21 protein-coding genes are annotated in these 22,124 nt (G+C 39.4%); 17 read left to right on the forward strand and 4 right to left on the reverse strand.

The window, feature by feature from the left end; all coding sequences use genetic code 11:
• Positions 1-11 precede the first annotated feature (11 nt).
• The 5 genes from ilvC to leuD all read left to right on the forward strand — a co-directional run bounded on the left by ilvC (position 12) and on the right by leuD (position 5,809).
• Positions 12-1,040, forward strand: coding sequence for a ketol-acid reductoisomerase (gene ilvC, locus MHH87_RS08270; RefSeq protein ID WP_340748840.1), 1,029 nt, complete (start codon positions 12-14; stop codon positions 1,038-1,040).
• Positions 1,040-2,584, forward strand: coding sequence for a 2-isopropylmalate synthase (locus MHH87_RS08275; protein ID WP_340748841.1), 1,545 nt, complete (start codon positions 1,040-1,042; stop codon positions 2,582-2,584). Before ilvC ends, MHH87_RS08275 begins: the two co-directional genes overlap by 1 nt.
• Before the next feature lie 94 nt (positions 2,585-2,678).
• Positions 2,679-3,779, forward strand: coding sequence for a 3-isopropylmalate dehydrogenase (leuB, locus tag MHH87_RS08280; protein ID WP_340748842.1), 1,101 nt, complete (start codon positions 2,679-2,681; stop codon positions 3,777-3,779).
• A gap of 16 nt (positions 3,780-3,795) precedes the next feature.
• Positions 3,796-5,205, forward strand: coding sequence for a 3-isopropylmalate dehydratase large subunit (gene leuC, locus MHH87_RS08285; protein WP_340748843.1), 1,410 nt, complete (start codon positions 3,796-3,798; stop codon positions 5,203-5,205).
• A 13-nt stretch (positions 5,206-5,218) separates the two neighbouring features.
• A complete protein-coding gene (gene leuD / locus MHH87_RS08290; RefSeq protein ID WP_340748844.1) occupies positions 5,219-5,809 on the forward strand; it encodes a 3-isopropylmalate dehydratase small subunit in 591 nt (196 codons plus the stop codon).
• A gap of 62 nt (positions 5,810-5,871) precedes the next feature.
• On the opposite strand, the gene MHH87_RS08295 is transcribed toward leuD, so the two are convergent.
• On the reverse strand, positions 5,872-6,054 hold the full coding sequence (locus tag MHH87_RS08295) for a hypothetical protein (protein ID WP_340748845.1): 183 nt from the start codon (positions 6,052-6,054) through the stop codon (positions 5,872-5,874).
• Positions 6,055-6,697: 643 nt separating this feature from the next.
• On the opposite strand from MHH87_RS08295, the gene MHH87_RS08300 reads away from it, so the two are divergent.
• The 3 genes from MHH87_RS08300 to MHH87_RS08310 all read left to right on the forward strand — a co-directional run bounded on the left by MHH87_RS08300 (position 6,698) and on the right by MHH87_RS08310 (position 8,685).
• Positions 6,698-7,807 (forward strand): C40 family peptidase, encoded by a 1,110-nt coding sequence (locus MHH87_RS08300; RefSeq protein WP_340748846.1) that lies wholly within the window; start codon positions 6,698-6,700, stop codon positions 7,805-7,807.
• A gap of 198 nt (positions 7,808-8,005) precedes the next feature.
• On the forward strand, positions 8,006-8,308 hold the full coding sequence (locus tag MHH87_RS08305) for an AbrB/MazE/SpoVT family DNA-binding domain-containing protein (RefSeq protein ID WP_340748847.1): 303 nt from the start codon (positions 8,006-8,008) through the stop codon (positions 8,306-8,308).
• Positions 8,308-8,685 carry a type II toxin-antitoxin system PemK/MazF family toxin gene (locus MHH87_RS08310; RefSeq protein WP_340748848.1) on the forward strand — a complete coding sequence of 126 codons (378 nt, stop codon included), beginning with the start codon at positions 8,308-8,310 and terminating at the stop codon, positions 8,683-8,685. The genes MHH87_RS08305 and MHH87_RS08310 overlap by 1 nt, the downstream gene beginning before the upstream one ends.
• A gap of 173 nt (positions 8,686-8,858) precedes the next feature.
• Here MHH87_RS08310 and MHH87_RS08315 read toward each other — a convergent pair whose 3' ends face one another.
• Complete coding sequence (locus MHH87_RS08315; protein WP_340750935.1) at positions 8,859-9,278, reverse strand: universal stress protein; 420 nt, start codon at positions 9,276-9,278, stop codon at positions 8,859-8,861.
• A 12-nt stretch (positions 9,279-9,290) separates the two neighbouring features.
• Positions 9,291-10,724 (reverse strand): SulP family inorganic anion transporter, encoded by a 1,434-nt coding sequence (locus MHH87_RS08320; protein WP_340748849.1) that lies wholly within the window; start codon positions 10,722-10,724, stop codon positions 9,291-9,293.
• Between the two features lie 282 nt (positions 10,725-11,006).
• On the opposite strand from MHH87_RS08320, the gene MHH87_RS08325 reads away from it, so the two are divergent.
• From MHH87_RS08325 to MHH87_RS08355, 7 genes are all read left to right on the forward strand, one after another.
• Positions 11,007-12,851 carry a dynamin family protein gene (locus MHH87_RS08325; RefSeq protein WP_340748850.1) on the forward strand — a complete coding sequence of 615 codons (1,845 nt, stop codon included), beginning with the start codon at positions 11,007-11,009 and terminating at the stop codon, positions 12,849-12,851.
• 410 nt (positions 12,852-13,261) lie between these two features.
• Positions 13,262-14,179, forward strand: a complete 918-nt coding sequence (locus MHH87_RS08330; protein ID WP_340748851.1) for a metal ABC transporter solute-binding protein, Zn/Mn family — start codon at positions 13,262-13,264, stop codon at positions 14,177-14,179.
• A gap of 9 nt (positions 14,180-14,188) precedes the next feature.
• Positions 14,189-14,917 (forward strand): metal ABC transporter ATP-binding protein, encoded by a 729-nt coding sequence (locus MHH87_RS08335; protein WP_340748852.1) that lies wholly within the window; start codon positions 14,189-14,191, stop codon positions 14,915-14,917.
• A 12-nt stretch (positions 14,918-14,929) separates the two neighbouring features.
• Positions 14,930-15,805, forward strand: coding sequence for a metal ABC transporter permease (locus tag MHH87_RS08340; RefSeq protein WP_340748853.1), 876 nt, complete (start codon positions 14,930-14,932; stop codon positions 15,803-15,805).
• Positions 15,802-16,662 carry a metal ABC transporter permease gene (locus tag MHH87_RS08345; RefSeq protein ID WP_340748854.1) on the forward strand — a complete coding sequence of 287 codons (861 nt, stop codon included), beginning with the start codon at positions 15,802-15,804 and terminating at the stop codon, positions 16,660-16,662. The genes MHH87_RS08340 and MHH87_RS08345 overlap by 4 nt, the downstream gene beginning before the upstream one ends.
• 397 nt (positions 16,663-17,059) lie before the next feature.
• Positions 17,060-17,761 carry a Crp/Fnr family transcriptional regulator gene (locus MHH87_RS08350; RefSeq protein ID WP_340748855.1) on the forward strand — a complete coding sequence of 234 codons (702 nt, stop codon included), beginning with the start codon at positions 17,060-17,062 and terminating at the stop codon, positions 17,759-17,761.
• Positions 17,762-17,776: 15 nt separating this feature from the next.
• A complete protein-coding gene (locus tag MHH87_RS08355; RefSeq protein ID WP_340748856.1) occupies positions 17,777-18,415 on the forward strand; it encodes an HAD family hydrolase in 639 nt (212 codons plus the stop codon).
• A 258-nt stretch (positions 18,416-18,673) separates the two neighbouring features.
• Here the strand turns inward: MHH87_RS08355 and MHH87_RS08360 are convergent, their stop codons facing one another.
• On the reverse strand, positions 18,674-19,960 hold the full coding sequence (locus tag MHH87_RS08360; protein WP_340748857.1) for an MFS transporter: 1,287 nt from the start codon (positions 19,958-19,960) through the stop codon (positions 18,674-18,676).
• A 160-nt stretch (positions 19,961-20,120) separates the two neighbouring features.
• On the opposite strand from MHH87_RS08360, the gene MHH87_RS08365 reads away from it, so the two are divergent.
• A complete protein-coding gene (locus MHH87_RS08365; protein ID WP_340748858.1) occupies positions 20,121-21,362 on the forward strand; it encodes a helix-turn-helix domain-containing protein in 1,242 nt (413 codons plus the stop codon).
• A 188-nt stretch (positions 21,363-21,550) separates the two neighbouring features.
• Entirely contained in the window at positions 21,551-22,084 is a 534-nt protein-coding gene (locus MHH87_RS08370) for a hypothetical protein (RefSeq protein WP_340748859.1), read from the forward strand.
• Positions 22,085-22,124 lie beyond the last annotated feature (40 nt).

The raw sequence follows: 22,124 nt of genomic DNA on the forward strand, positions 1-22,124 counted from the left end.
AAACAAAACAAATGGAGGCTTTACAAATGGCTACAATGTATTATGAAAATCAAATCAACGAAGAAGTACTAAAAGGGAAAAAAATCGCAATTATCGGTTACGGCTCTCAAGGGCACGCACACGCTCTTAACTTAAAAGAATCAGGTTTTGACGTAGTAGTAGGTATCCGTCCAGGTAAATCATATGACGCGGCAAAAGAAGATGGCTTAGATGTGAAAACAGTAGCAGAAGCAGCGGCTGAAGCAGATGTAATTCAAATTTTACTTCCGGATGAGCGTCAAAAAGCAGTTTACGAAGCGGAAATCGCACCACATTTAATAGCAGGTAAAGCTTTAATGTTCGCACACGGTTTCAACGTGCATTTCGGACAAATCGTACCTCCAGCAGACGTTGACGTATTCTTAGTAGCTCCAAAAGGCCCAGGACATTTAGTACGTCGTCAATTCACTGAAGGCGCTGGCGTACCAGGATTATTCGCAATCCACCAAGACGCTACAGGCCAAGCTCGTGATTTAGCTCTTGCATACGGTAAAGGAATTGGTTCAGCTCGTGGTGGGTTACTTGAAACGACATTCGCTGAAGAAACAGTAACGGATCTATTCGGTGAGCAAGCAGTACTTTGCGGTGGCGCAACTGAACTTGTTAAAGCAGGTTTCGAAACATTAGTTGAAGCAGGTTACCAACCAGAACTAGCTTACTTCGAAACACTACACGAACTAAAACTTATCGTTGACCTAATGTTCGAAGGCGGTATGGCAACAATGCGCTACTCAATCTCAGATACAGCTGAGTGGGGGGACTATGTATCAGGTCCACGTTTAATCGACGCTTCAGTAAAAGCGCGTATGAAAGACGTATTAACTGATATCCAAGACGGTACATTTGCAAAACGTTGGATCGAAGAAAATGAAACTGGTCGTCCAGAATATACAAAATTCAAAGAAGCTGGTGCAAACCACCAAATTGAAGAAGTTGGAGCAAAACTTCGTGCAATGATGCCTTTCATTAACCAAGGTAAACAAAAGGTTACAGTTAAGTAATGCGCAAGATTGATATTTTTGATACAACCCTTCGTGACGGAGAACAATCAGCAGGAATTAACTTAAACACGGCGGAAAAAATAGAAATCGCAAAACAGTTAGAGCGCCTAGGTGTCACAATTATTGAAGCGGGATTCCCCGCTTCATCACCTGGTGATTTTGAAGCAGTTAATCGTATTGCAGGAACAGTGAAAAACTCGATCGTAACAGGTCTTGCGCGCTGTATCCAAAAAGATATTGATACAACGTGGGAAGCGATTAAAGTCGCAGAACAACCACATATTCATATTTTCCTAGCAACAAGCCCAATCCATATGGAGTACAAATTAAAAAAATCTCCAGAACAAGTAATGGAACAAGCCGTAGAAGCAGTAAAATATGCGAAGAAGTTTTTCCCACTAGTACAATGGTCGGCTGAAGACGGGTTCCGATCGGATCGTGAATTTTTAGCGGAAATTATCGGAGAAGTTATTGCTGCTGGTGCAACAACGATTAATATTCCAGACACAGTAGGCTATGCATCACCAAATGAATACGGTGAGCTATTCAAATACTTACGTGAAAATGCGCGTGGTGCAGACACAGTGAAATTTTCAGCACACTGCCATGACGATTTAGGAATGGCGGTAGCAAACTCAATTGCGGCGATCCAAAACGGTGCAGACCAAGTGGAATGTACAATTAACGGGATCGGTGAGCGTGCGGGGAATGCAGCGCTAGAAGAAATTGGTGTGGCCATGCATATTCGTAAAGACCTTTACCAAGTAGAGACAGGTCTGAACTTAAAAGAAATTAAACGTTCATCACAACTGGTAAGCCGCCTAACAGGTGTTGTGATCCAGCCAAACAAAGCGGTTGTTGGGAAAAATGCCTTTGCTCATGAATCAGGCATCCACCAAGACGGTGTGCTAAAAAATCCTGAAACATACGAAATCATCTCACCAGCATTAATTGGAGAAGATGATATACCATTAGTATTAGGTAAACACTCAGGCCGCGCAGCTTTCCGTGACCGTGCGGAAACAATGGGCTACGAGCTATCAGATGAAAAATTAAACAAGGCGTTCCAAGAATTTAAACGCTTAGCAGACCGTAAAAAAGAAGTAACCGAAGAAGATTTAGTTACAATTTTAACGGAACAACAAGTATCAGTTGAAGATGTAGCACTATTTGAACTAAAAAGTGTGCAAGTGCAGTACGGAACGGAAAATATTCCAACCGCAACAGCATCTGTCATTACTCCTGAAGGCGAAACGAAAACGCTCGCTTCAACAGGTTCAGGTTCAGTAGAGGCCATTTTCAACACTCTTGAACAATTAGTCAACGGCACAGTAAATATTTTAGATTACCGTGTAAAATCAGTTGGCAAAGGCCGTGATGCATTAGGAGAAGCTGTTATTAACCTAAGCTACAACGGCTACACATCAACTGGTCGTGACGCAGCACTAGACGTACTTGAGGCATCTGCAAAAGCATATTTAAACGCAATCAATCGCCAACTTATTCAAGAAAGCATCCGCGCACAACAGCCGGTGCTAGTATAACAATGAGCGCCATCAGACAACTTGTTTGATGGCGTTTCACTAAAATAGCGCAAAATGGTACGTCCATACACGTGAGAAGGAAAGGTGTTTTCAAATGGAAAAGAAAATTACAGTACTGCCTGGCGACGGGATTGGTCCTGAAGTTATCGCTTCAGCAGTAAAAGTATTACAAGTAATCGGCAAACGATTTAACCATACATTCCACTTAGGCTACGCTACAATCGGTGGAGCGGCAATCGACCAACATAATAACCCACTACCAGAAGAAACGATTGCAATGTGTGAAGAAAGTGACGCAGTACTACTCGGTGCGGTAGGCGGTCCTAAATGGGACAATAACCCACCAGAATTACGTCCGGAAAAAGGTTTATTAAAAATCCGTAAACACTTTGATTTATTCGCAAACCTTCGTCCAGTTAAAGCGTTCCCAAGCTTACTTGCATCTTCTCCATTAAAGCGTGAAGTCGCAGAAAACGTTGATTTAATGATCGTACGTGAACTAACAGGGGGCCTTTACTTCGGAGAGCCACGCATGAAAACAGAAACAAGTGCTATTGATACATGTGTGTATTCACGCGAGGAAATCGAACGCATCGTGGACAATGCTTATGAACTAGCAAGACTGCGTCGCGGAAAGTTATGTTCAGTAGACAAAGCTAACGTACTAGATACGTCAAGATTATGGCGAGAAATCGTGGAAGAAAAGAAAAAGCAGTACCCAGATGTAGAAACTGAGCATAACTTAGTGGATTCTGTGGCAATGAAATTAATTACAAACCCAGGCCATTACGATGTTGTTGTAACGGAAAATTTATTTGGCGACATTTTAAGTGATGAAGCTTCTGTCATTACGGGCTCACTTGGTGTATTACCTTCTGCATCAATTCGCGGCGATAGCTTCGGTCTTTATGAGCCAGTTCATGGTTCAGCACCTGAACTTGCAGGTCAAGGTGTAGCAAATCCTGCAGCAACGATTCTTTCAGTGGCGATGATGCTTCAGTATTCATTTGGCTTGAAAGAAGAAGCAGCTGAAATCGAACGCGCGGTTAACGCAGTATTCGAAGATGGTTACTTCACTGCGGACCTTGCTCAACAAGGCGGTCGTATTTTATCAACAGACGAATGGACAGACAAAGTCATTAACGAAATTGATACAAGCTTCGTATCAGACAGCATTATGATTTCATATATTTAAGGGATTGGTGAAGAACATGGGGAAAAACATAATTGAAAAAATTTGGGATACACACGTTGTATATGAGGAACCAGGTAAACCTGATTTACTGTATATTGACCTTCATTTAATTCATGAAGTAACGAGCCCACAAGCGTTTGAAGGTTTGCGCATTAACAATCGTAAAGTGCGTCGTCCGGATCTTTGCTTTGCGACAATGGATCATAACGTACCAACAAAAAATTTACCTACAATTAATGACCCAATCGCACGCAATCAAATCGAAACACTTGCAAAAAATGCGCAAGAATTTGGCATTGAACTGGCAGATATCGGCCACCCAGACCAAGGGATTGTACACGTTATCGGTCCAGAGCTTGGGCTAACACAACCTGGTAAAACAATCGTTTGTGGTGACTCGCATACATCAACACATGGTGCATTCGGTGCGATTGCATTCGGTATCGGTACATCTGAAGTTGAGCACGTAATGAGTACACAAACACTATGGCAAAACAAACCGAAAACAATGGAAATCCGCGTAGAAGGTGAGCTTCCAGTAGGCGTTGCTGCAAAAGATATTATTCTAGCGATCATTTCTAAATTCGGTATTGGTGTAGGAACGGGTCATATTGTGGAATTCACTGGAGAAGCGATCCACAAACTATCAATGGAAGAACGTATGACAATTTGTAATATGTCAATTGAAGCTGGCGCTAAAGCAGGCCTTGTGTCACCAGATGACATTACAGTGGAATACATCCGAGGTCGTCGTTATGCACCAAAAGACGAAACATTCGAAGAGGCAGCAGCTTACTGGTTAAGCCTTGCTTCTGACACAGATGCTACGTATGACGAAGTACGTATCATTAATGCAGAAGAAATTGAGCCAATCGTAACATGGGGTACAAACCCATCAATGGGCTCTGGTGTTTCACAAAATGTCCCAACGCAGAATGACTACACAGATGAGTCAGATAAAGCGGCACTTCGCCAAGCGCTGGAGTACATGGGGTTAGAAGAAGGCCAACCGCTAACTTCAATTGACGTACAGCACGTATTTATCGGCTCATGTACAAATTCACGTCTATCGGATTTACGTGCAGCTGCACAAGTAATCCAAGGTCGTAAAGTAAATGAAAACGTAACAGCCATCGTTGTACCAGGTTCATTTACAACAAAACAACAAGCGGAAGCGGAAGGTTTAAATAAAATCTTTCTTGAAGCAGGCTTTGAATGGCGCGAGTCTGGCTGTTCAATGTGCCTAGCGATGAATGATGACGTAGTACCAGCTGGGGAACGTTGTGCATCAACATCTAACCGTAACTTCGAAGGTCGTCAAGGCACAGGCGCACGCACGCACTTAGTGTCGCCTCAAATGGCAGCAGCTGCAGCAATTGCTGGCCACTTCGTTGATGTTCGTGAATTTGTTAAGGAAACAGTTTAAGAGGTGAAATAAAATGGAACCAATTAATATCATAAACAGTGTTATCACACCACTTGATCGTAAAAATGTGGATACAGATCAAATCATTTCAAAGGAATTCTTAAAACGCATTGAGCGCACAGGATTCGGCCAATTTTTATTTTACCACTGGCGTTTTGACGCAGAAGGCAATGAAATTTCAGACTTCGTGCTAAACAAACCAGAATTTAAAGGCTCTAAAATTATTGTAGCACAGGACAACTTCGGCTGTGGTTCATCACGTGAGCACGCACCTTGGGCAATTTTAGACTACGGCTTTAACGTAGTCATCGCTCCAAGTTTCGCCGATATTTTCCACAATAATTGCTACAAAAACGGCATCCTGCCAATTAAATTAACTGAAGCAGAGTGTGACGAGATTTTATCAAAAGGCTTAACAAACCCGTACAACGTGGAAGTAAGCCTAGAAGCACAAACGGTAACAGGGGAAGACGGAGCAGTATACAACTTCTCAATCGATCCGTACTATAAAGAAACACTAATCAATGGTTGGGATGAAATTGCCCTAACGATTCAATATGAAGAGTATATTGCGGCGTACGAAGCAAAGCGCGTTGCTTACTAATTAAATAAACCGAAATGAGCCCGACTTTGATGGATTACTTCAAAGTCGGGTTCGCTGTTTTATTAACCGATTAACTCATGCTTTACTACTTCATAAGCCTGACAAATATGCTCGAAATGAGTAGGGTCATGGCGTTTAATTAGATTTACGGCAATATCGAATAAATTAGATTCATTTCTAATAGCTAAATCAGCCATCAAATAAGTCCGGATTTGTTCGACAAAATACTTGATTTCAAAACTCATTATATAATCGCTCCTTAGTATTACTTTTGCTAGCAATCATACAAACTTGTTGTCTAATAACAATGAGGCCAACACGATGTTGGTCACAAAGGCGTTGCCACAGGACGTGGCGTACTTAGCCTTTGTACCTTTGTTACCCCTAAGCGGCTCATCGAACGCCCCCTGGAAAGCGTCCAGCCAGAACGGAAATCAACCCCAAGTTACGGTGCTTAAACCAATATATTCTAATTGCACTAATATAAAGCACTTATAATATACTTTACACGCAGTTCATTTTTCTTATGCACTCGAAACTATTTTTTCTTGCTTCAAGGGTGGCAATGAAAATCCTATCTTATAGATAATAAAAATAATAAATTTTTGAGAATGTTTATGAACTAGATTTTTCTTGGTAGATAAGAAAGGACAGCATCTCGCCCTATTTTGGGCGAAATGTTTCGTTCTAATATAGTGATTGCTGTATGGATTAAAATCCGTTGTACCAATGGATTTACAATATATTGATGATTGCTCAGAAGATGGTGGATGTAATGTTTGTCATCATAATGTAATTTGAAAGTAGGTAGAAAGACCAGTATACTATTTTTAGAGATACTCGTAATTTAACTAGAATACTTTTACATCTGAGAGGAGTTGATTGTGCGTGAATACTCGCACATCATTACATCATAAGATTGCATTAACATTATTATTAGCTTGCGGAGGAGTGTATGTAACGAGCGGACAAGCTTTTGCAGATACAGCAACCGAGCTTACTGAAAAAAAGGCAACAGTGGATGCCAAAACTGAACAATTAAACATGGAGGTCGAAACACTTCAAACAGAACTCCAAAAGGAAATGGAGCAATTTGAAGCAACGACAAAGGCAATCGCAAAAACAGACGCTGAAATCCTAGAGATTGAGAAGCGTATTAAAGACCGAACTACGATAATATCAGATCGTTTAACAGCCTATCAAATACAAGATTCAAATTTATCTTTATACATAGATGCTATTTTTGGTTCTAGTAGTATAACAGATTTATTTAGCCGTGTGACTACAGTTAAAACTATACTCGAAGCGGATCAAGCTTTAATTGATGAACAAAATGACGACTATTTGCAACTGCAGGAAACAAAACAACAATTACAAGACACGAAAGAACAGCAACAGCAACGTTTCCAACGCATGCAGGAGAAGGAAACTGAGCTTCAAATTGTTATTTCGGAAAATAAAGCGAAGTCACTTCGTTTAAAAGAACAAATTGCAGACGTCACAGAGCGTGAGCGTTTACAAGAAGAACGTATTGCAGCTGAAAACGAAGCACAGTCACTGCGCAATTTACAGGGCAGCATCAAAAAAAATGAGGCAACAAACGAGGATTCAAATGTGACTACGAAAGCACCAAGCATGACGCAAGGTGTAACAGCAGCCATAAGTGAAGCGAAGAAATATATAGGTATGCCATATAAATGGGGCGGTAGTACACCAAGTACAAGCTTTGACTGTTCGGGCCTTGTACAGTGGTCATTTGCGCAAGCAGGCATTTCAGTGCCACGTACTTCAGGCGAACAATATTTAGCGACGACAAAAATAAGTCGCAGTGATGCTAAGGCAGGGGATCTCGTATTCTTTAGCTACGGCTCAGGTATTGCACATGTTGGTATTTATCTCGGCGATGGAAAAATGATCGATGCACAAAACTCAGGTGTTGTCATTGAATCACTAGACTGGTGGGAAAAATATCTTGTAGGCTTTGGCCGTGTGAATTAAAAATAGTTTAGTAGAAAAATAGCAGGGCGATTAGATTGAACTCGCTCCTGCTATTTTTTTTAATTACGAGGAATTAAATGAGCAATTCAATGCAGTAGTTATGTAGTTATAGACAATTTCCGTAATCTATTATTGTGCATAACATCTTCATTCTATGTATATACTGAGTGTATACAATTGTGTAAGGGAGTGTTATTCTTGAATCAAGAAGATGGAAAGGGGTGGATATTTATGACAACTGCAACAGTTCGAAAGTGGGGCAATAGTCTAGCTGTCCGTATTCCTCAGGATGTTTCTGAGAAAGTAAAGTTTACTGATGGAGTTGAAATTGAGATGTACGTAAATGAGGACCAAGAAATCCTGCTCCGTCCAATATATCCGGCTGCTGATGATCAAGAAGACCTTCGTAAACATTTTCTGTCGATTCGTGCGAAATGCAAGCAAGGTATGCCTACTCACGAGGAGATTAAAGATGAACCTATGGGGGATGAGATAATCTAATGGGGATTACAGGGAATGTTGAGCGAGGTAGCGTAATATGGTTGAACATGTATCCAACAAAAGGGCATGAACAAAACGGTTGGCGTGCTGCAATCGTTCTTTCAGACGGACTAATTGATCCGAATAATACAAACTTTGCTATGATTGTTCCTGTTACGACACAAATAAAGGAATATCCTTTTGAGGTAAAGGTTCCTAAGGGTATTAACACGGCCCATCCAAGAGTCCCATTTACAGAACTGAGTGGAGTCGTCCTTACCGATCAAGCCAAGTCACTTGACCTTAATGCGAGAAATGCTGTGGTCATTGGTAAAGTAGGCCCGAGATCGAGCTTTTACCAAAAAGTAGTTACCAATGTCCGCTCTATTCTTGCATAAAGATGCTATCTATTGAATTCTACATTTTTTTCCAACCCGTTTTAGCAAATCACTACTTATCCGGCAATACGGGAGACATTATGCTATTATTCAATGTTAAAACAAAAACAGCATATGAAACCATTTCTGATTTCACATGCTATTTAATGAATTAATAAGGTGAAGTGCACCCTTTATTTCACCACAAGTGCAGGACAATTAACGTGCTTCATCACTTTATGTGACACACTGCCAAGCACCATTTCTTGCAAGCTGTTAAGACCGCGGCTTCCGACTACAACTAAATCGACTGCTTTGTCATTGGCAAACTTAATGATCTCTGGACCTGGATTGCCTCGTAAAATTTCAAGTTTGTAAGCAACGGCAGCTTCTCTAAAAATAGCTTCAATGTTCGCTAATTTTTGACGACGCTCTACATACAGGCTTTCGGCAGAGGACGCATGCAGATTTTCTGTTTTTGCTTTTTCAAAATCAGCCACATACACAATGGTTACGTGTGAATCCTTTGCTAACTTCGCAATTTTTGAGGCTTCTGTTGCGGCCCGCAGTGCGTTGTTTGAGCCGTCCGCTGCAAGTAAAATATGTTGATATATTGCTCTCACTCCTTATAGAGGTAAGGATTTCCCCGTTATTTTTGCTATGAGTGTTGCGCTCGATCCGTCAAAACTGCAGAAATGAACCGTATTGCCGTTTGCTTCGAGTAAATCATTTATTTTTAATAATGCCCCAACCGCTGAATCATCCCAGATACGGCTATCTGAGAAATCAATCGTTACTTCTTGCTCAGTTAATCCTTTATTCTTGAAATAATTCATAAATCCTTCTGTTGAAGCGAAAAATAACTGGCCTTTCACCGTAAACATATCACTATCTTCGATAATATCCACGCGTGAAATTTCAGCAACAAAGAACATCGCACTCACAAGCACACCTGCAACAACACCGACTGCTAAATTATGTGTATAAATTACAACACCCACTGTTAATAGCATAACGAATACATCTTTTTTCGGTGCTGTGATCGCATATTTAAATGTGCTCCAGTCAAACTGTGTTATACACACAACGACCATCACACCAGCAAGCACTGGCATTGGAATTTGCACGACATAATCGCCAAGTACTAATATTAAAAAAATTAAAAATGCGCCTGCAACAAACGTAGAAAGTCGACCACGTGCACCTGACTTCACATTAATAACAGATTGGCCAATCATTGCACAGCCTGCCATCCCACCGAAGAATCCGTTTATGACATTGGCAATCCCTTGTCCACGCGCTTCTTTATTTTTATCACTATCAGAATCCGTCATATCATCTAAAATCGACGCCGTTAACAGTGATTCCATTAACCCAACAATCGCTAGGGCAATCGAATACGGAAAAATAATGGATAACGTCTCTAAGTTAAATGGCACGTCCGGAATAAAGAATGAAGGCAAGCTTTGTGTAATCGATCCCATATCGCCAACCGTATTTAAATCAAACCCCGCATACACAGCCACCACCGATAAAATAACAACTGCAATGAGTGGCGCAGGTATGCCTTTAATAACATAAGGGATTCCGTAAACAAATGCGATTGTTGCCAGTAAAAAGATCCATGTCATAAGGCTTCCGCCGAAGAAGTGCGGCGTTTGCGCCATAAATACTAAAATTGCTAATGAATTCACAAAGCCAATCATGACGGCATTCGGAATGAATTTCATCAAGCGGGCAATTTTGAAAACACCAAATAATACTTGAATAATTCCCGTTAAAATTGTTGCGGCTAGTAAATATTGTAGCCCGTGATCTTTTACAAGCGACACGATAACAAGTGCCATTGCACCCGTTGCAGCTGAAATCATAGCAGGGCGACCACCGACAAAGCTAATCGTCACCGCAATAACAAACGACGCATACAACCCTACCATGGGGTCAACGCCAGCTAAAATAGAAAAAGCAATTGCCTCTGGAATAAGTGCGAGTGCGACAACAAGTCCAGCTAAAATATCGCCTCGAACATTTCCAAACCATTGCTCACGTAAACTTTGCATGGAAAAACTCCTTCTTCTACAAAAAATCTTCAATTATCATATCATCTTTCATTAGCATTGAAAACAAACTTACAAGAACTGAGCATTAGTTCGACAGCAAACTCAACATTTAAATAAAATTACTGCATCTAGTGCAGTGCGACATGTACTAGTACCTATTTGTTACAAAACATTATAAGGAAGTATGCTCAATTTATAAATAGGCTTACATTTCCATATTCAAGGAGATGGATAAACTATTATAATAGTAAATAATGACAGAAATAAAAGGGGTTTGGACGAATGACTGAGAAAATCAATGAACAGGTTAGTACAATACAACCGCCCGCATCAAATCCATTACTGCAATTAATCGAGCGTGTAAAGCCGTTGAGTGTTATGTTAGCGCAAAATTCATATGTTAGAGATACAACACGTCGTTTAACCCGCATTATTGAAGATGCACAAAATCAAACGATGTTATTAATTTTAGGGAAAGAACGCGTCGGAAAAACGACGATGATTAATGGTCTGCTTGGGCGTGAGCTACTTTCTGCAAGTAACACGAACCCGACAAGTGCCAATACATTTATTCGCTACGGTGAGGAAGAATGCATTAAAGCAGTATTTTTAGATGGTATGATTGCAACATTTGATATTGCCAAAGTGGAGCTTCTAACAACGTCTGATAACTTTAGTGCCCAAATCATTCGAGAGCACCTGGACTATTTAGAGGTGTATATAAAGCATGACTTACTGAAGGAAGTAACAATTGTAGATTCAACTGCACTTGAAGTAGGGGCAGACAATTCCGCTTATTTTTCACAGGCTCTAATTAACCGCGTAGATGAAATTTTTTGGGTGCTTCGTAGTGGATCTATTGCGACAGAGGCGGAGCTGAACTTTTTACATAAATTAAATGTGCGTGGCATTAAGCCCCATTTCATCGTTAATGCGATTGACTGCTTTGAAGGTAGTGTGACGACCTTTATTGAATCAGAGAAAAGTCGATACGGTTCACAAATTGAGGACATGCTAGGTGTTTCCGCGTTACAGGCAATTGAGGCGAGAAAAAGTAATAATACACAGTTGTTAATTGATTCGCATTATACAGAATTGACCCAGCTAATTCACCGAATTGTAAATAATCAATCTAAAAAGACACGTCATATTACGGAGCGTTTCATGAATTGGCTTGAGCGACTACGCAAGGAAATCGAGTTGATTCCTGCACGTGAGCCGTATTTATCGGCTTATGAAAGCATTGAGCAGTATAGCGCGGATACGAATTTTGAGTTTTCACGTCAGCAACGGGATATGGCCATTATTTCGGCATATGAGGATGAATATCGCCATGTAAGTGAAGTGTTCAAGCCTGTCCAAACATTATACCAGCTACTCCAAGTACTAGCAGGCGAGTTGTATTTACGTGATTTAGAAGTAGAGCGCTTCGAGGAGCGTGCCATTCGCTATCAGCAAGCCGTTCGTGAATACCGCAAGCTACATAGCGAATATGAACATGAATATGCGCGCTATGAGAAGCAGCATAAAAAGCTTCACGGTAAAGGTTTGAAAGCCACCGTCGAAGTAGATGAGGAAAATGACTATGTAAAGGACCGCATCGCAAGTCTCAACAACCAACAGGCCATTTGTGCTGAAAAGTTGGAGTTCATTCAAAAATACGAAAAGCAAATGTTAGAAGATTTATATGCCATCCAAAATCATTTAAACGATTTAGCGATGAAACGAATGAAAACAATTTTAATGCAAGTAGGCGAACTAAACGTCCAACGCAAGCGTGAGCGCATCATTCTAAAATCAAATGCCAATAAGTTAGCGGAATTTAATTGCATCATTGAGGCGCAAGGTTTTGTACGTGATGCATTGAAACCGTATTTACTAAGTAATTCGCTGCCATTAACAGATTCGGAGAAGACTCATGTACGCAATACGATTGACTGTATTTGTGCAGTAGACTTAACACATGAAGGCTTGTATACACGTTTAACATTCAATGATCTTGATCTAACAGCACAGCTTGATTTTGAAACGAGTTACAAGCTGTCCGGACTAAGCTTAACCGAGGCTGATGTTGTTTCGGATTTACCTGAATTACCTGCAATCATTGAAATTGAAGAAATTGCTTAATCGTACAAAATGAACAAGGTGGCATGTGCATCTTGCATTTGCTATTGGGAGAGGGGGTAGACATTGTTAGACAACCTACTATTATTTATCTTTTCCATTCTTGTAACTTAAGCTTCCTAGAAATTAATATATGAAACGTAATACCGGTCTGAACCAAGCCCCGAATAGCGGACACTTTAAATAAAGTGGAGCTATTCGGGTTTTTTTCTTTTTGTTAAAATAGAAATTTTTTTTTTGGATTAAAAAAATTACAAAACTTATTTCAAAAACCGTTCCTAATTATTTCTTTCACGCATATATTTTTCCTAAGGGCAACAAATCGGAGTGAATGAAAATTAGTAGAGATTGTGCACGTTTCAACTTCTATAATTATTAATTTGAAGATAAAACAGTGAGAAAGAGGGAAAGTAGTGAAACGTTTTTTAGCTATTATTGGATTGTCGTTTTTATTAGCTGCATGTGGAGATGACAACGAAGCAAGTAAAAAAAATAAAGAGGGCATCATTGTTGCAACAACAGGTCAACTTGCAGATGCGGTGAAAGTGATTGGTGGTGACCATTTAACGGTGATGAATTTAATGGGGCCAGGGGTAGACCCACACTTGTATAAAGCGACGCAAAGTGATTTATCAAAACTAGATAACGCAGAGCTTATTATTTACAATGGGTTGCATTTAGAAGGGAAGATGCTCGATATTTTTGAACAAATGGCAGAAGAAAAAACGGTATTAGCAGTGGGTGAGACTTTAGATCAAGGTGAATTATTAGGTAATCAACAAGATGTGACGTTACATGATCCCCATATTTGGTTCGATATTGAAATATGGAAAACCGTTGTGGAAAGTATTGGCGATACGTTGGTGAAAGAATATCCGGAATACAAAGAGGATTTTGAAACGAATGAAGCTGCTTATTTAACAGAATTAGAGGAATTGCAAGTATATGTCAAAGGACGTGTGCTAGAAATCCCTGAAAAACAACGAATTTTAGTAACTGCGCATGACGCATTTAATTATTTTGGAAAGAGTCAAGGATTTGATGTCCGTGGTTTACAAGGGTTAAGTACAGATACTGAATACGGGGTTAAAGATGTTCAAAATATGGTGGATTATTTAGTCACAAATCAGATTAAAGCCATTTTCGTAGAGTCAAGTGTTTCTGACAAAGCGATGAATGCCGTTATTGAAGGGGCAAAACAAAAAGGGCATGAAATACGTATTGGCGGTAAGTTGTTCTCCGATGCGATGGGCGCGGATGGAACAGATGAAGGAACTTATATAGGGATGTATAAATATAACGTAGACACGATTGTGGATGCGTTAAAGTAGGTGGAGCAGATGAACGCATTAACAGTGAATAGTTTATCAGTCGCGTATGACAAGAAGACGGTGTTGGAAAATGTCAATGTGGCGGTCCCGATCAAGCATTTAACAGCGATTATCGGGCCTAATGGAGCTGGGAAATCTACCTTTTTAAAGGCCGTCCTCAATCAGCTACACAATAAGGTAGGATCTGTCGAAATTTTAGGACACTCTTTTCAACCAAAAAGCCTAGTTGTCGGGTATGTGCCTCAACGAAATGCCGTCGATTGGGATTTTCCAACAAATGCATTAGATATTGTTTTAATGGGACGTTACGGGCATAGTGGATTATTTAAACGACCTTCAAAACAAGATAAGGTCATTGCACAACAAGCGCTCGCAAGTGTAGGGATGCAAGATTATGCCAATCGCTCTATCGGTCAACTTTCTGGAGGCCAACAGCAACGTGTATTTTTAGCCCGTGCACTTGCTCAAAATGCAGATGTATATTTCCTAGATGAACCGTTTGCAGGGGTAGATGCAGCAACCGAAAAAACGATTATTGATATTCTAAAAAATTTAAAAGCACAAGGGAAAAGTATTTTCGTTGTTCATCATGATTTACAAACGGTAAAAGAATACTTTGACTACACGATATTATTAAATAAAACAATCATCGCAGCAGGTCAGACTGAGGATGTATTTACTCCTGATTATTTACAACAAACATACGGCGGGAAATTATTTATGATGAAGGATTTGTAAGGGGGAAAAGGCATGATAAGTGGGAACTTGCTTTGGGTACTAATTGGCACCATGCTACTTGGTGTAGCTGCAGGGATTACGGGCACTTTTTCCTTTTTGCAGAAACAAAGCCTAGTGGGCGATGCAGCAGCACATGCTGCATTGCCAGGCATCGCGCTTGCCTTTTTATTCACAGGACAAAAGGAATTACCGATTTTAATGATTGGAGCAGCAATTACTTCCGCACTGGCTGTTTATTGTATTCAGTGGATAACGAGCTACTCAAAATTAAAAGCAGACGCAGCCATTGGAATCGTCTTAGCCGTCTTTTTTGGTGTAGGAATCGTATTTTTAACGATTGTGAATCGTAGCCCACTCGGTAATCAAAGTGGCTTAAATGATTTCATTTTTGGCAAAGCAGCAACCATGACAAAGAACGACTTAATGTGGCTTTTTTTAAGTGCCACCATTATTATCGCTGTCAGTCTTTTATGTTATAAGGAATGGAAGCTCCTCATTTTTGACCCTGTTTATGCGAAAGGAATTGGTCTACCGATTGAAGCATTAAAAGCGATTTTAACGGCTCTAATCGTCATGACAATTGTGACCGGCATCCAGGCTGTTGGCGTCATATTAATGTCCGCATTATTGATTATTCCTGCAGCAAGTGCAAAACTATGGTCAAAAAAACTCACTACAATGCTTATTGTTAGCGGTGCGATTGGTGGCTTGTCTGGAATTGCCGGTACCTTTATAAGTTCATTGCGGACGGGGCTATCGACGGGACCAATCATTGTGCTTGTTGCGGCAGGTATGTTCTTTATTTCTTATTTAGTGAGCCCACAAGCAGGTCAAATTAGCAAGTACCGAAGAAAAGTGCAGTTTAGAAGGTTAGGTGATCGTCCATGATGGAGTTTTGGGTTGTCTTAACTGGCATATTAGTGGGGATCACATGTGGCATTGCGGGTGTGTTTTTAATTTTACGTAAAATGTCAATGATTGCAGATGCCATTAGTCATACCGTTTTATTTGGTATTGTGATGGCGTATATTGTGACACATACGCTGAACGGTTTTTGGATGCTTATCGGAGCAGCTTGTGCCGGTATTTTAACGGCCTATTTAGTTCAATTACTCCAATCCTCAGGTATTCAAGAAGATGCAGCAATTGGTGTCGTATTCACCTCGCTATTTGCAGTAGGTGTACTATTAATTACGTTATTTGCGGGAGATGTACATCTGGACGTTGAACACGTTTTAATGGGAGAAATTGCGTTTGTACCCTGGGATAGGTGGACTTTTTTATCACTTACGATGCCAAAAGCGGTTTGGATGCTACTCATTGTGTTATTCATAAATGTCACATTTCTCATATTGTTTTATAAAGAAATGAAACTGTCCACGTTCGATCCAATGTATGCCGCAACAATTGGCCTGCCGATTGTACTATTGCATTACGGGTTTATGACGACAGTTTCTTTTACAACCGTAGCAGCCTTTGATAGCGTCGGCGCCATACTCGTTGTAGCTATGTTGATTGGGCCAGCTGCAACAGCCTATATAATTAGCCAAACGATTAAGCAAATGTTTATATGGAGTGTCAGCTTTGGCGTCGCATCCGCTGTTATTGGGTATTATGCAGCAAAATTTTTAAACACATCGATTGCTGGGATGATGGCAGCAACAGTTGGCGTACTATTTATTGCCATCATTGTTTTCAAAAAAATGATGGATAACTCCAAAAAGAAACATTTACAGGCTGAATAATCTAACGGGTATAGAAAATGAGAAGGAGGAGGGTTATGGAAAAGTTTGTGCTGATCGGGATTGTCATGGGTATACCTGTATTTACGTATGCGACATCGCTAAACGGCATACTAGCTATTACAAAAGCATATTGCAAAAATAAAGAAGGGACTTAATGGAGTAGTTACTTGGAAAACTTATTCGCTTTTTTCAAAAGGGATAAAAATTGTATAGCGAATAAAAAAGTAGCTTGTCATAGGCTACTTTTTTAGTGAATTCTCTTTAAAAGAGAATCCCCCAAAAATTAAATTAAGACAGTAGTAGACAGCCACTGTCTTTCTTATGAGACATTTGTCCTTTACAGCTGTGCAGCTACTATTCTACAATGATCCTACCATTTAGTGGGAGGTAAGGATAAGTGAGGAAGATTTCCGACGAAGGATTACGAGCGGCTTATATTAAACAATTTAATCTACCTGCACTTTTGCCGATCGATGTATTAAATATGCCGTTATATGAGTTCAATCAAGAAGAAATCCTTTGCCAGCAAGGGGAGCCGTTACACTATGTGTTTTTACTTGTGAAGGGAAAAGTGAGGATTTATTCGACATCTTCGGAGGGGAAACGGCTTATTGTTGCCTTTAATGCTCCATTAGAATTATTTGGAGATATTGAACTTGTACAAAATATGGATTTGTTAAATACAGTAGAAGCAGTAGGAACGGTTCATGCATTTGCACTTTCCATCCCGCTGCTGCGACAACGAATGCAAGAAAATATCGGGCTGTTGCAATATTTACTGAACGTCGTGACGAGAAAATTTTGTACAAAATCGACTACGCTTAGCTTTCATTTACTCAATGAAGTGGATGTGCGTTTTGCCAGCTATTTACTGTCTATCACGCATGATGAGTATAGAAGGATGCAGACAGATACGATTGCGAAAAGTGAGCTAAAAGAAATTGCTGAATTTATTGGGACAAGTACGCGCCATCAAAATCGCATTATTAACGATTTTATAGACAAAGGAATTATCGGACGAGTAAAAAATGGCATTGTCATAAAAGATACGACAACGTTAATGAAAAAAGCACAAGGCAATATTTATGAAATGCAGTAAAGGAGGAACTGATTTATGCAAACATTTATTTTTGATTTTGACGGTACACTTGCGGATTCTAAGCAGTGCAGTGTACTCGCTACACAACAAGCATTTCAAGCGATGGATTTAGCTGTACCGACTACAGAATGCATTGAATATTACATGGGTATTCCAATCGAACAATCTTTTAAAGAAATGGCCAGTACATCACTGGATGACGTAGCATTTGAAGCGCTATTAAATGCATTTAGACAAGCGTATAAAGAGTTGGAAAATGACACATTGACTGTATTTCCGTATATCCCTAAAGTGCTCCGAATATTAAAGGAGCATAATAAAAGTCTATATGTTGTATCGAGCAAAAAATCAGATGTGCTACGCCGCAACTTACAAACCTTACATATTGCTCAGTTTTTCGATGATCTTATCGGCTCGGATCAGGTCGAACATTACAAACCCCATCCGGACGGCATTCTTAAGCTTGTCGCACGTCATCAATTCAAGCTCGAGGATGCTGTGATGATTGGGGATGCAATTTTCGATATTCAAATGGGACAAGCAGCGGATTGCAGAACGTGTGCGATCACTTGGGGCAGTCACTCGAAAGAAAATCTTCAAAGCGAAAATCCAACATACCTTATTGAAGATGTGCATGCGCTTTTACAATTATAGGTGATATACAGTGCGCAAAAATTAAAAAGGCATAATGAAAAATCTTACCCAAAAACTACACTAAAAGCAGTAGCTGAAAACAATTTGTTTTTAGTTGCTGCTGTTGTTTTATTAGCTAATTTAACTGTGTGAAAGGATAACATGATGTTGGTAATTGGCATGATTGAATCTTGTTGAAAAATTAACAGTAGCATTAGCCAGCAAAAAGTATAAAATTTGCTGTGAAAAAAGTGATAATCATACTTTTAGCACAGTCTTTTATGCCATTTTCTCATTCAGCTCTTCTTGCTGCAGGGAATCTGGCTTTGCTACTTGATCTAGTACTTTTCGGTTTATGCACATATTTATTACAGGAATAAGAAGTAAACTGCTGCCAATAAATAAATATTCAGCAGGTACGAAATCAAATAATAAACCGTATACAACCATTCCAATCGGCATCAAGCCCATTGCCATCATTTCTAACAAGCCAATAACTCGGCCACGGTACGCTTCGTCTACAGCTGTTTGGAACAGTACGGAAATCGGTGTGTTTGTCATGACGCCAAATGCCCCAAACAGCGTCATCGCTAATGTGTAATAGACGAGGTTTGTCATATACGTCATGGATATAAATAATGGTATGGCGAAAACAGAGATTAGTACAGACAACGTTAATATAGAGCGCTTCGCAAATAACAGGGGATTTTTCACATTTGAACGTGTGGCAAAGTAGATAGAAGCGACCAGCATACCAACCGCACCGGCTCCTTCAATAAACCCAATATGTTGCGGTGCCATTTTTAATGTTTCTAGTAATATAAAATTGCCACCAACACTAATACAACTAAAGAATAAGTTCACCCAAAGTGCCGTTAGTAAAATACTTTTTACAATTGGCTTCGTTTTTACATAGCGCCAGCCTTCCTTCATGCTGTCGATCATTCTTTCTTTCTGTTGCACAGTAGCTTCTTTTTTGAATAAGTTAAAATTCATCGTTGCTTCAAGTGCTGTTGTGATAAGTAGCGCGATAATATTAACAACTAAAAACATAGACATTGAAACAAAGCCAAATAGCATACCACCTACAATAGGTCCACCTATCCCAGCTATAGAATAGGACAATTGGTTAAAGCTCATCGCTTTTTGTATTCGTTCCGTGTCTACTAAATTTGAAACTGATGCGGTGAAGGCAATGCCTGAAAATGTTGCAAACACTGTATAAATGAGCGTCGTACAATAAATCGCAGGAACAGATAAGCCGAACAGATCGGTATACACGAGCAGGCCGCTAATCGAAAGCGCTTCACCAAGCTGTCCAGCGATGACAAGCACTTTTCTTGGAATACGATCACCAATTACGCCTGCAATCGGTGATAAAATCGTGCGTGGTACAATACTAAAAATCATATTTGCTGCAAAGCTAAAAGCAGATCCAGTCATCGATAAAATGTACATACTCATCCCGAACGCATACACATTGGAACCAAGCGTGCCGACCATTTTACTAATTAAAAATGTATACAAATGATACGTAGCTTTTTTGAGTTGCATGGCATCTGTCAAATTGTCCACCCCTAAATGTTTAATTTTATTAAACTTATTATATTCAGAATTCTACATATTAGCAACTAATTTGTTTAATTTTATTAAACTTTTTCTGGGGTTGTTGAATTGTTTCGGTTTTAATAGTTTAATTAGATTAAATTAGTAAGGGAGGCTTTGTATGAACGAATTAGGTGAGCGCATTAAAAAGCTACGCAAGGAACAAAAATTGACCCTTGCACAATTAGCAGGTACAAAGCTTACAAAAGGCATGCTTAGTTTAATTGAAAATGGTAAGGCGCAGCCGTCTATGGAAAGCCTACACTATATAGCCCAGCAACTAGGTGTTGATGTATCCGAGCTTTTACAGGATCGTCATATAGAAGAAGCGCGTGCCATTTTATTACAAGTGGAAGAGCGCTATCAAAAATTAGTGAATGTGTATGAACTCTCTACACATGAGGACCGGATAGAAATTCTACAGTTAATTGAGCCACTCGTGCAAAAATTACAGGGAACACATTATGAAGAAATCCGCTTACTCGACATTTATTTAGTGCTAAAGCGTCTTGAAGATCCTTCATTTCCACTAACCCAAATATATGAGGTGATTCAACAGTATGAAGCAATTCATGCATATAGCCGTGTCGTTAGTAGCTATAGTTATTTATGCTGGACTGCTTTCGCTGAACAAGATTATGAACGGGCACTGGCGTATTTAGAAGAATCTTATGAGCGTGTATTACCAAAATTATTTTTACTTGATAATTTAACGAAGCTCGATTTATTTTATCATCTAACTGTGCTCTATACGGCAGTCGGCAATATAGTAGGCTCCGAACGTTTTTTAAATGAAGCGCTGACCATTGCGAAAGAAAAGAAAATTTATTATCGGATTGATGATTTTTATCGCCTAATTGTCTGTCAGTCAATAAGTGAGCAAAATCAGGTAAAGGCAAAACGATATTTGGATAAATTACTATTACATGCACAGTTTACCGAAGATGAATTAGCAATAGCTAATGCGTTAGCGATTGAACTAGAATATTTAAATCATATAGAAAAAAATTATACCGCCGTAAAAGAAAAAGTTGCACGTTATTTGGCACTGGAAAAGCAAGATAATTATGATGTTACGCAATTTTTAAAATCTGAAGCGGCTTTTGCACACTGGGCACTTAGTGAGTTTGACGAGGCGCTTGCGTTGCTACAGACGATTGAATTTCCTGCCTACTTGAATCATCCAATTGATTTATCGGTTTTGTATGTGATGTATAGTGTCCGGGGGCTTTGTAACCTAGAAAAAGGGGAAATAGAGTTGGCGAAACAGGACATTTTATATGCAGTTGATGGTGTAAAGGATTTTCCACAAACACATTCTACGCGCTTTATTCAAGAAGCATATGAAAAATTAACACCTTAAATGAAATAGCCTATCCGAAATGTATGATTCATCGGATAGGCTATTGTTTATTTCATGAAATGTATTGCTCGTAGTCGATGGTGATGATTTATTATTCAATATAAAAATGTTTTTTACATACAATGTCAATTTAATATTTTTAATCGGGTTGGGAATAATACACCTAAAGATACACTGAGGTGATGAAAATGACCAAAACGATTTCTCTTTTATTGCTTTCGTTTTGTTTAATGATTTCCTGGACGATTTATGTAACTGCAAACGATAAGCCTCGTCCCTATGAAGAAATATATCCTGAAATAGGATACAAAACCGTTGAAGAAGCATCGGATGATTTTGAACAACATTTTAAACAACATCTTATGTTACCGCTTAGAGTTCCACCGATAAGCTTTACACATCATTTTGGTAGGTTTAATGATTTAGATGGCGACATGAATGATTCATTTGAAGTGAAATTTATTAATGATAAGTTATCAGAAAATCACTATATAATTACTGTTCGTCCGACTAAATATAAAATTTCTATTCCAGAGAAATACGTCATAAAAGCCTTTGAATTAAAGAATGGGAATGCAGCAACGTATATGAAAGTCGCAGGTTTCAATGTACTTGTTTTCGAGTGCGGTGATTGGCAGTATATGCTAAATATTGATGAGCGAGTTTCAATAACAGTACCTCTAGAAGTCTTAGTAGACATAGCCGAGTCAATTGATTATTAATTTGAACTGGAGAGATTGTTACTTGCCAGTAGAAATAGAA

Origin of the sequence: Solibacillus sp. FSL H8-0538 (assembly GCF_038003525.1) — a bacterium.
In the GTDB taxonomy this organism is placed as follows: domain Bacteria; phylum Bacillota; class Bacilli; order Bacillales_A; family Planococcaceae; genus JBBOPI01.

Bases quoted from the DNA above. Each gene is read 5' to 3' on its own strand.
- ilvC (WP_340748840.1), top strand. From the start codon at position 12: ATGGAGGCTTTACAAATGGCTACAATGTATTATGAAAATCAAATCAAC.
- MHH87_RS08320 (WP_340748849.1), bottom strand. From the start codon at position 10,724: ATGCAAAGTTTACGTGAGCAATGGTTTGGAAATGTTCGAGGCGATATT.
- MHH87_RS08340 (WP_340748853.1), top strand. From the start codon at position 14,930: ATGATAAGTGGGAACTTGCTTTGGGTACTAATTGGCACCATGCTACTT.
- MHH87_RS08370 (WP_340748859.1), top strand. From the start codon at position 21,551: ATGACCAAAACGATTTCTCTTTTATTGCTTTCGTTTTGTTTAATGATT.
- MHH87_RS08295 (WP_340748845.1), bottom strand. From the start codon at position 6,054: ATGAGTTTTGAAATCAAGTATTTTGTCGAACAAATCCGGACTTATTTG.
- MHH87_RS08345 (WP_340748854.1), top strand. From the start codon at position 15,802: ATGATGGAGTTTTGGGTTGTCTTAACTGGCATATTAGTGGGGATCACA.
- MHH87_RS08355 (WP_340748856.1), top strand. From the start codon at position 17,777: ATGCAAACATTTATTTTTGATTTTGACGGTACACTTGCGGATTCTAAG.
- MHH87_RS08325 (WP_340748850.1), top strand. From the start codon at position 11,007: ATGACTGAGAAAATCAATGAACAGGTTAGTACAATACAACCGCCCGCA.
- MHH87_RS08275 (WP_340748841.1), top strand. From the start codon at position 1,040: ATGCGCAAGATTGATATTTTTGATACAACCCTTCGTGACGGAGAACAA.
- leuB (WP_340748842.1), top strand. From the start codon at position 2,679: ATGGAAAAGAAAATTACAGTACTGCCTGGCGACGGGATTGGTCCTGAA.
- leuD (WP_340748844.1), top strand. From the start codon at position 5,219: ATGGAACCAATTAATATCATAAACAGTGTTATCACACCACTTGATCGT.
- leuC (WP_340748843.1), top strand. From the start codon at position 3,796: ATGGGGAAAAACATAATTGAAAAAATTTGGGATACACACGTTGTATAT.
- MHH87_RS08335 (WP_340748852.1), top strand. From the start codon at position 14,189: ATGAACGCATTAACAGTGAATAGTTTATCAGTCGCGTATGACAAGAAG.
- MHH87_RS08365 (WP_340748858.1), top strand. From the start codon at position 20,121: ATGAACGAATTAGGTGAGCGCATTAAAAAGCTACGCAAGGAACAAAAA.
- MHH87_RS08310 (WP_340748848.1), top strand. From the start codon at position 8,308: ATGGGGATTACAGGGAATGTTGAGCGAGGTAGCGTAATATGGTTGAAC.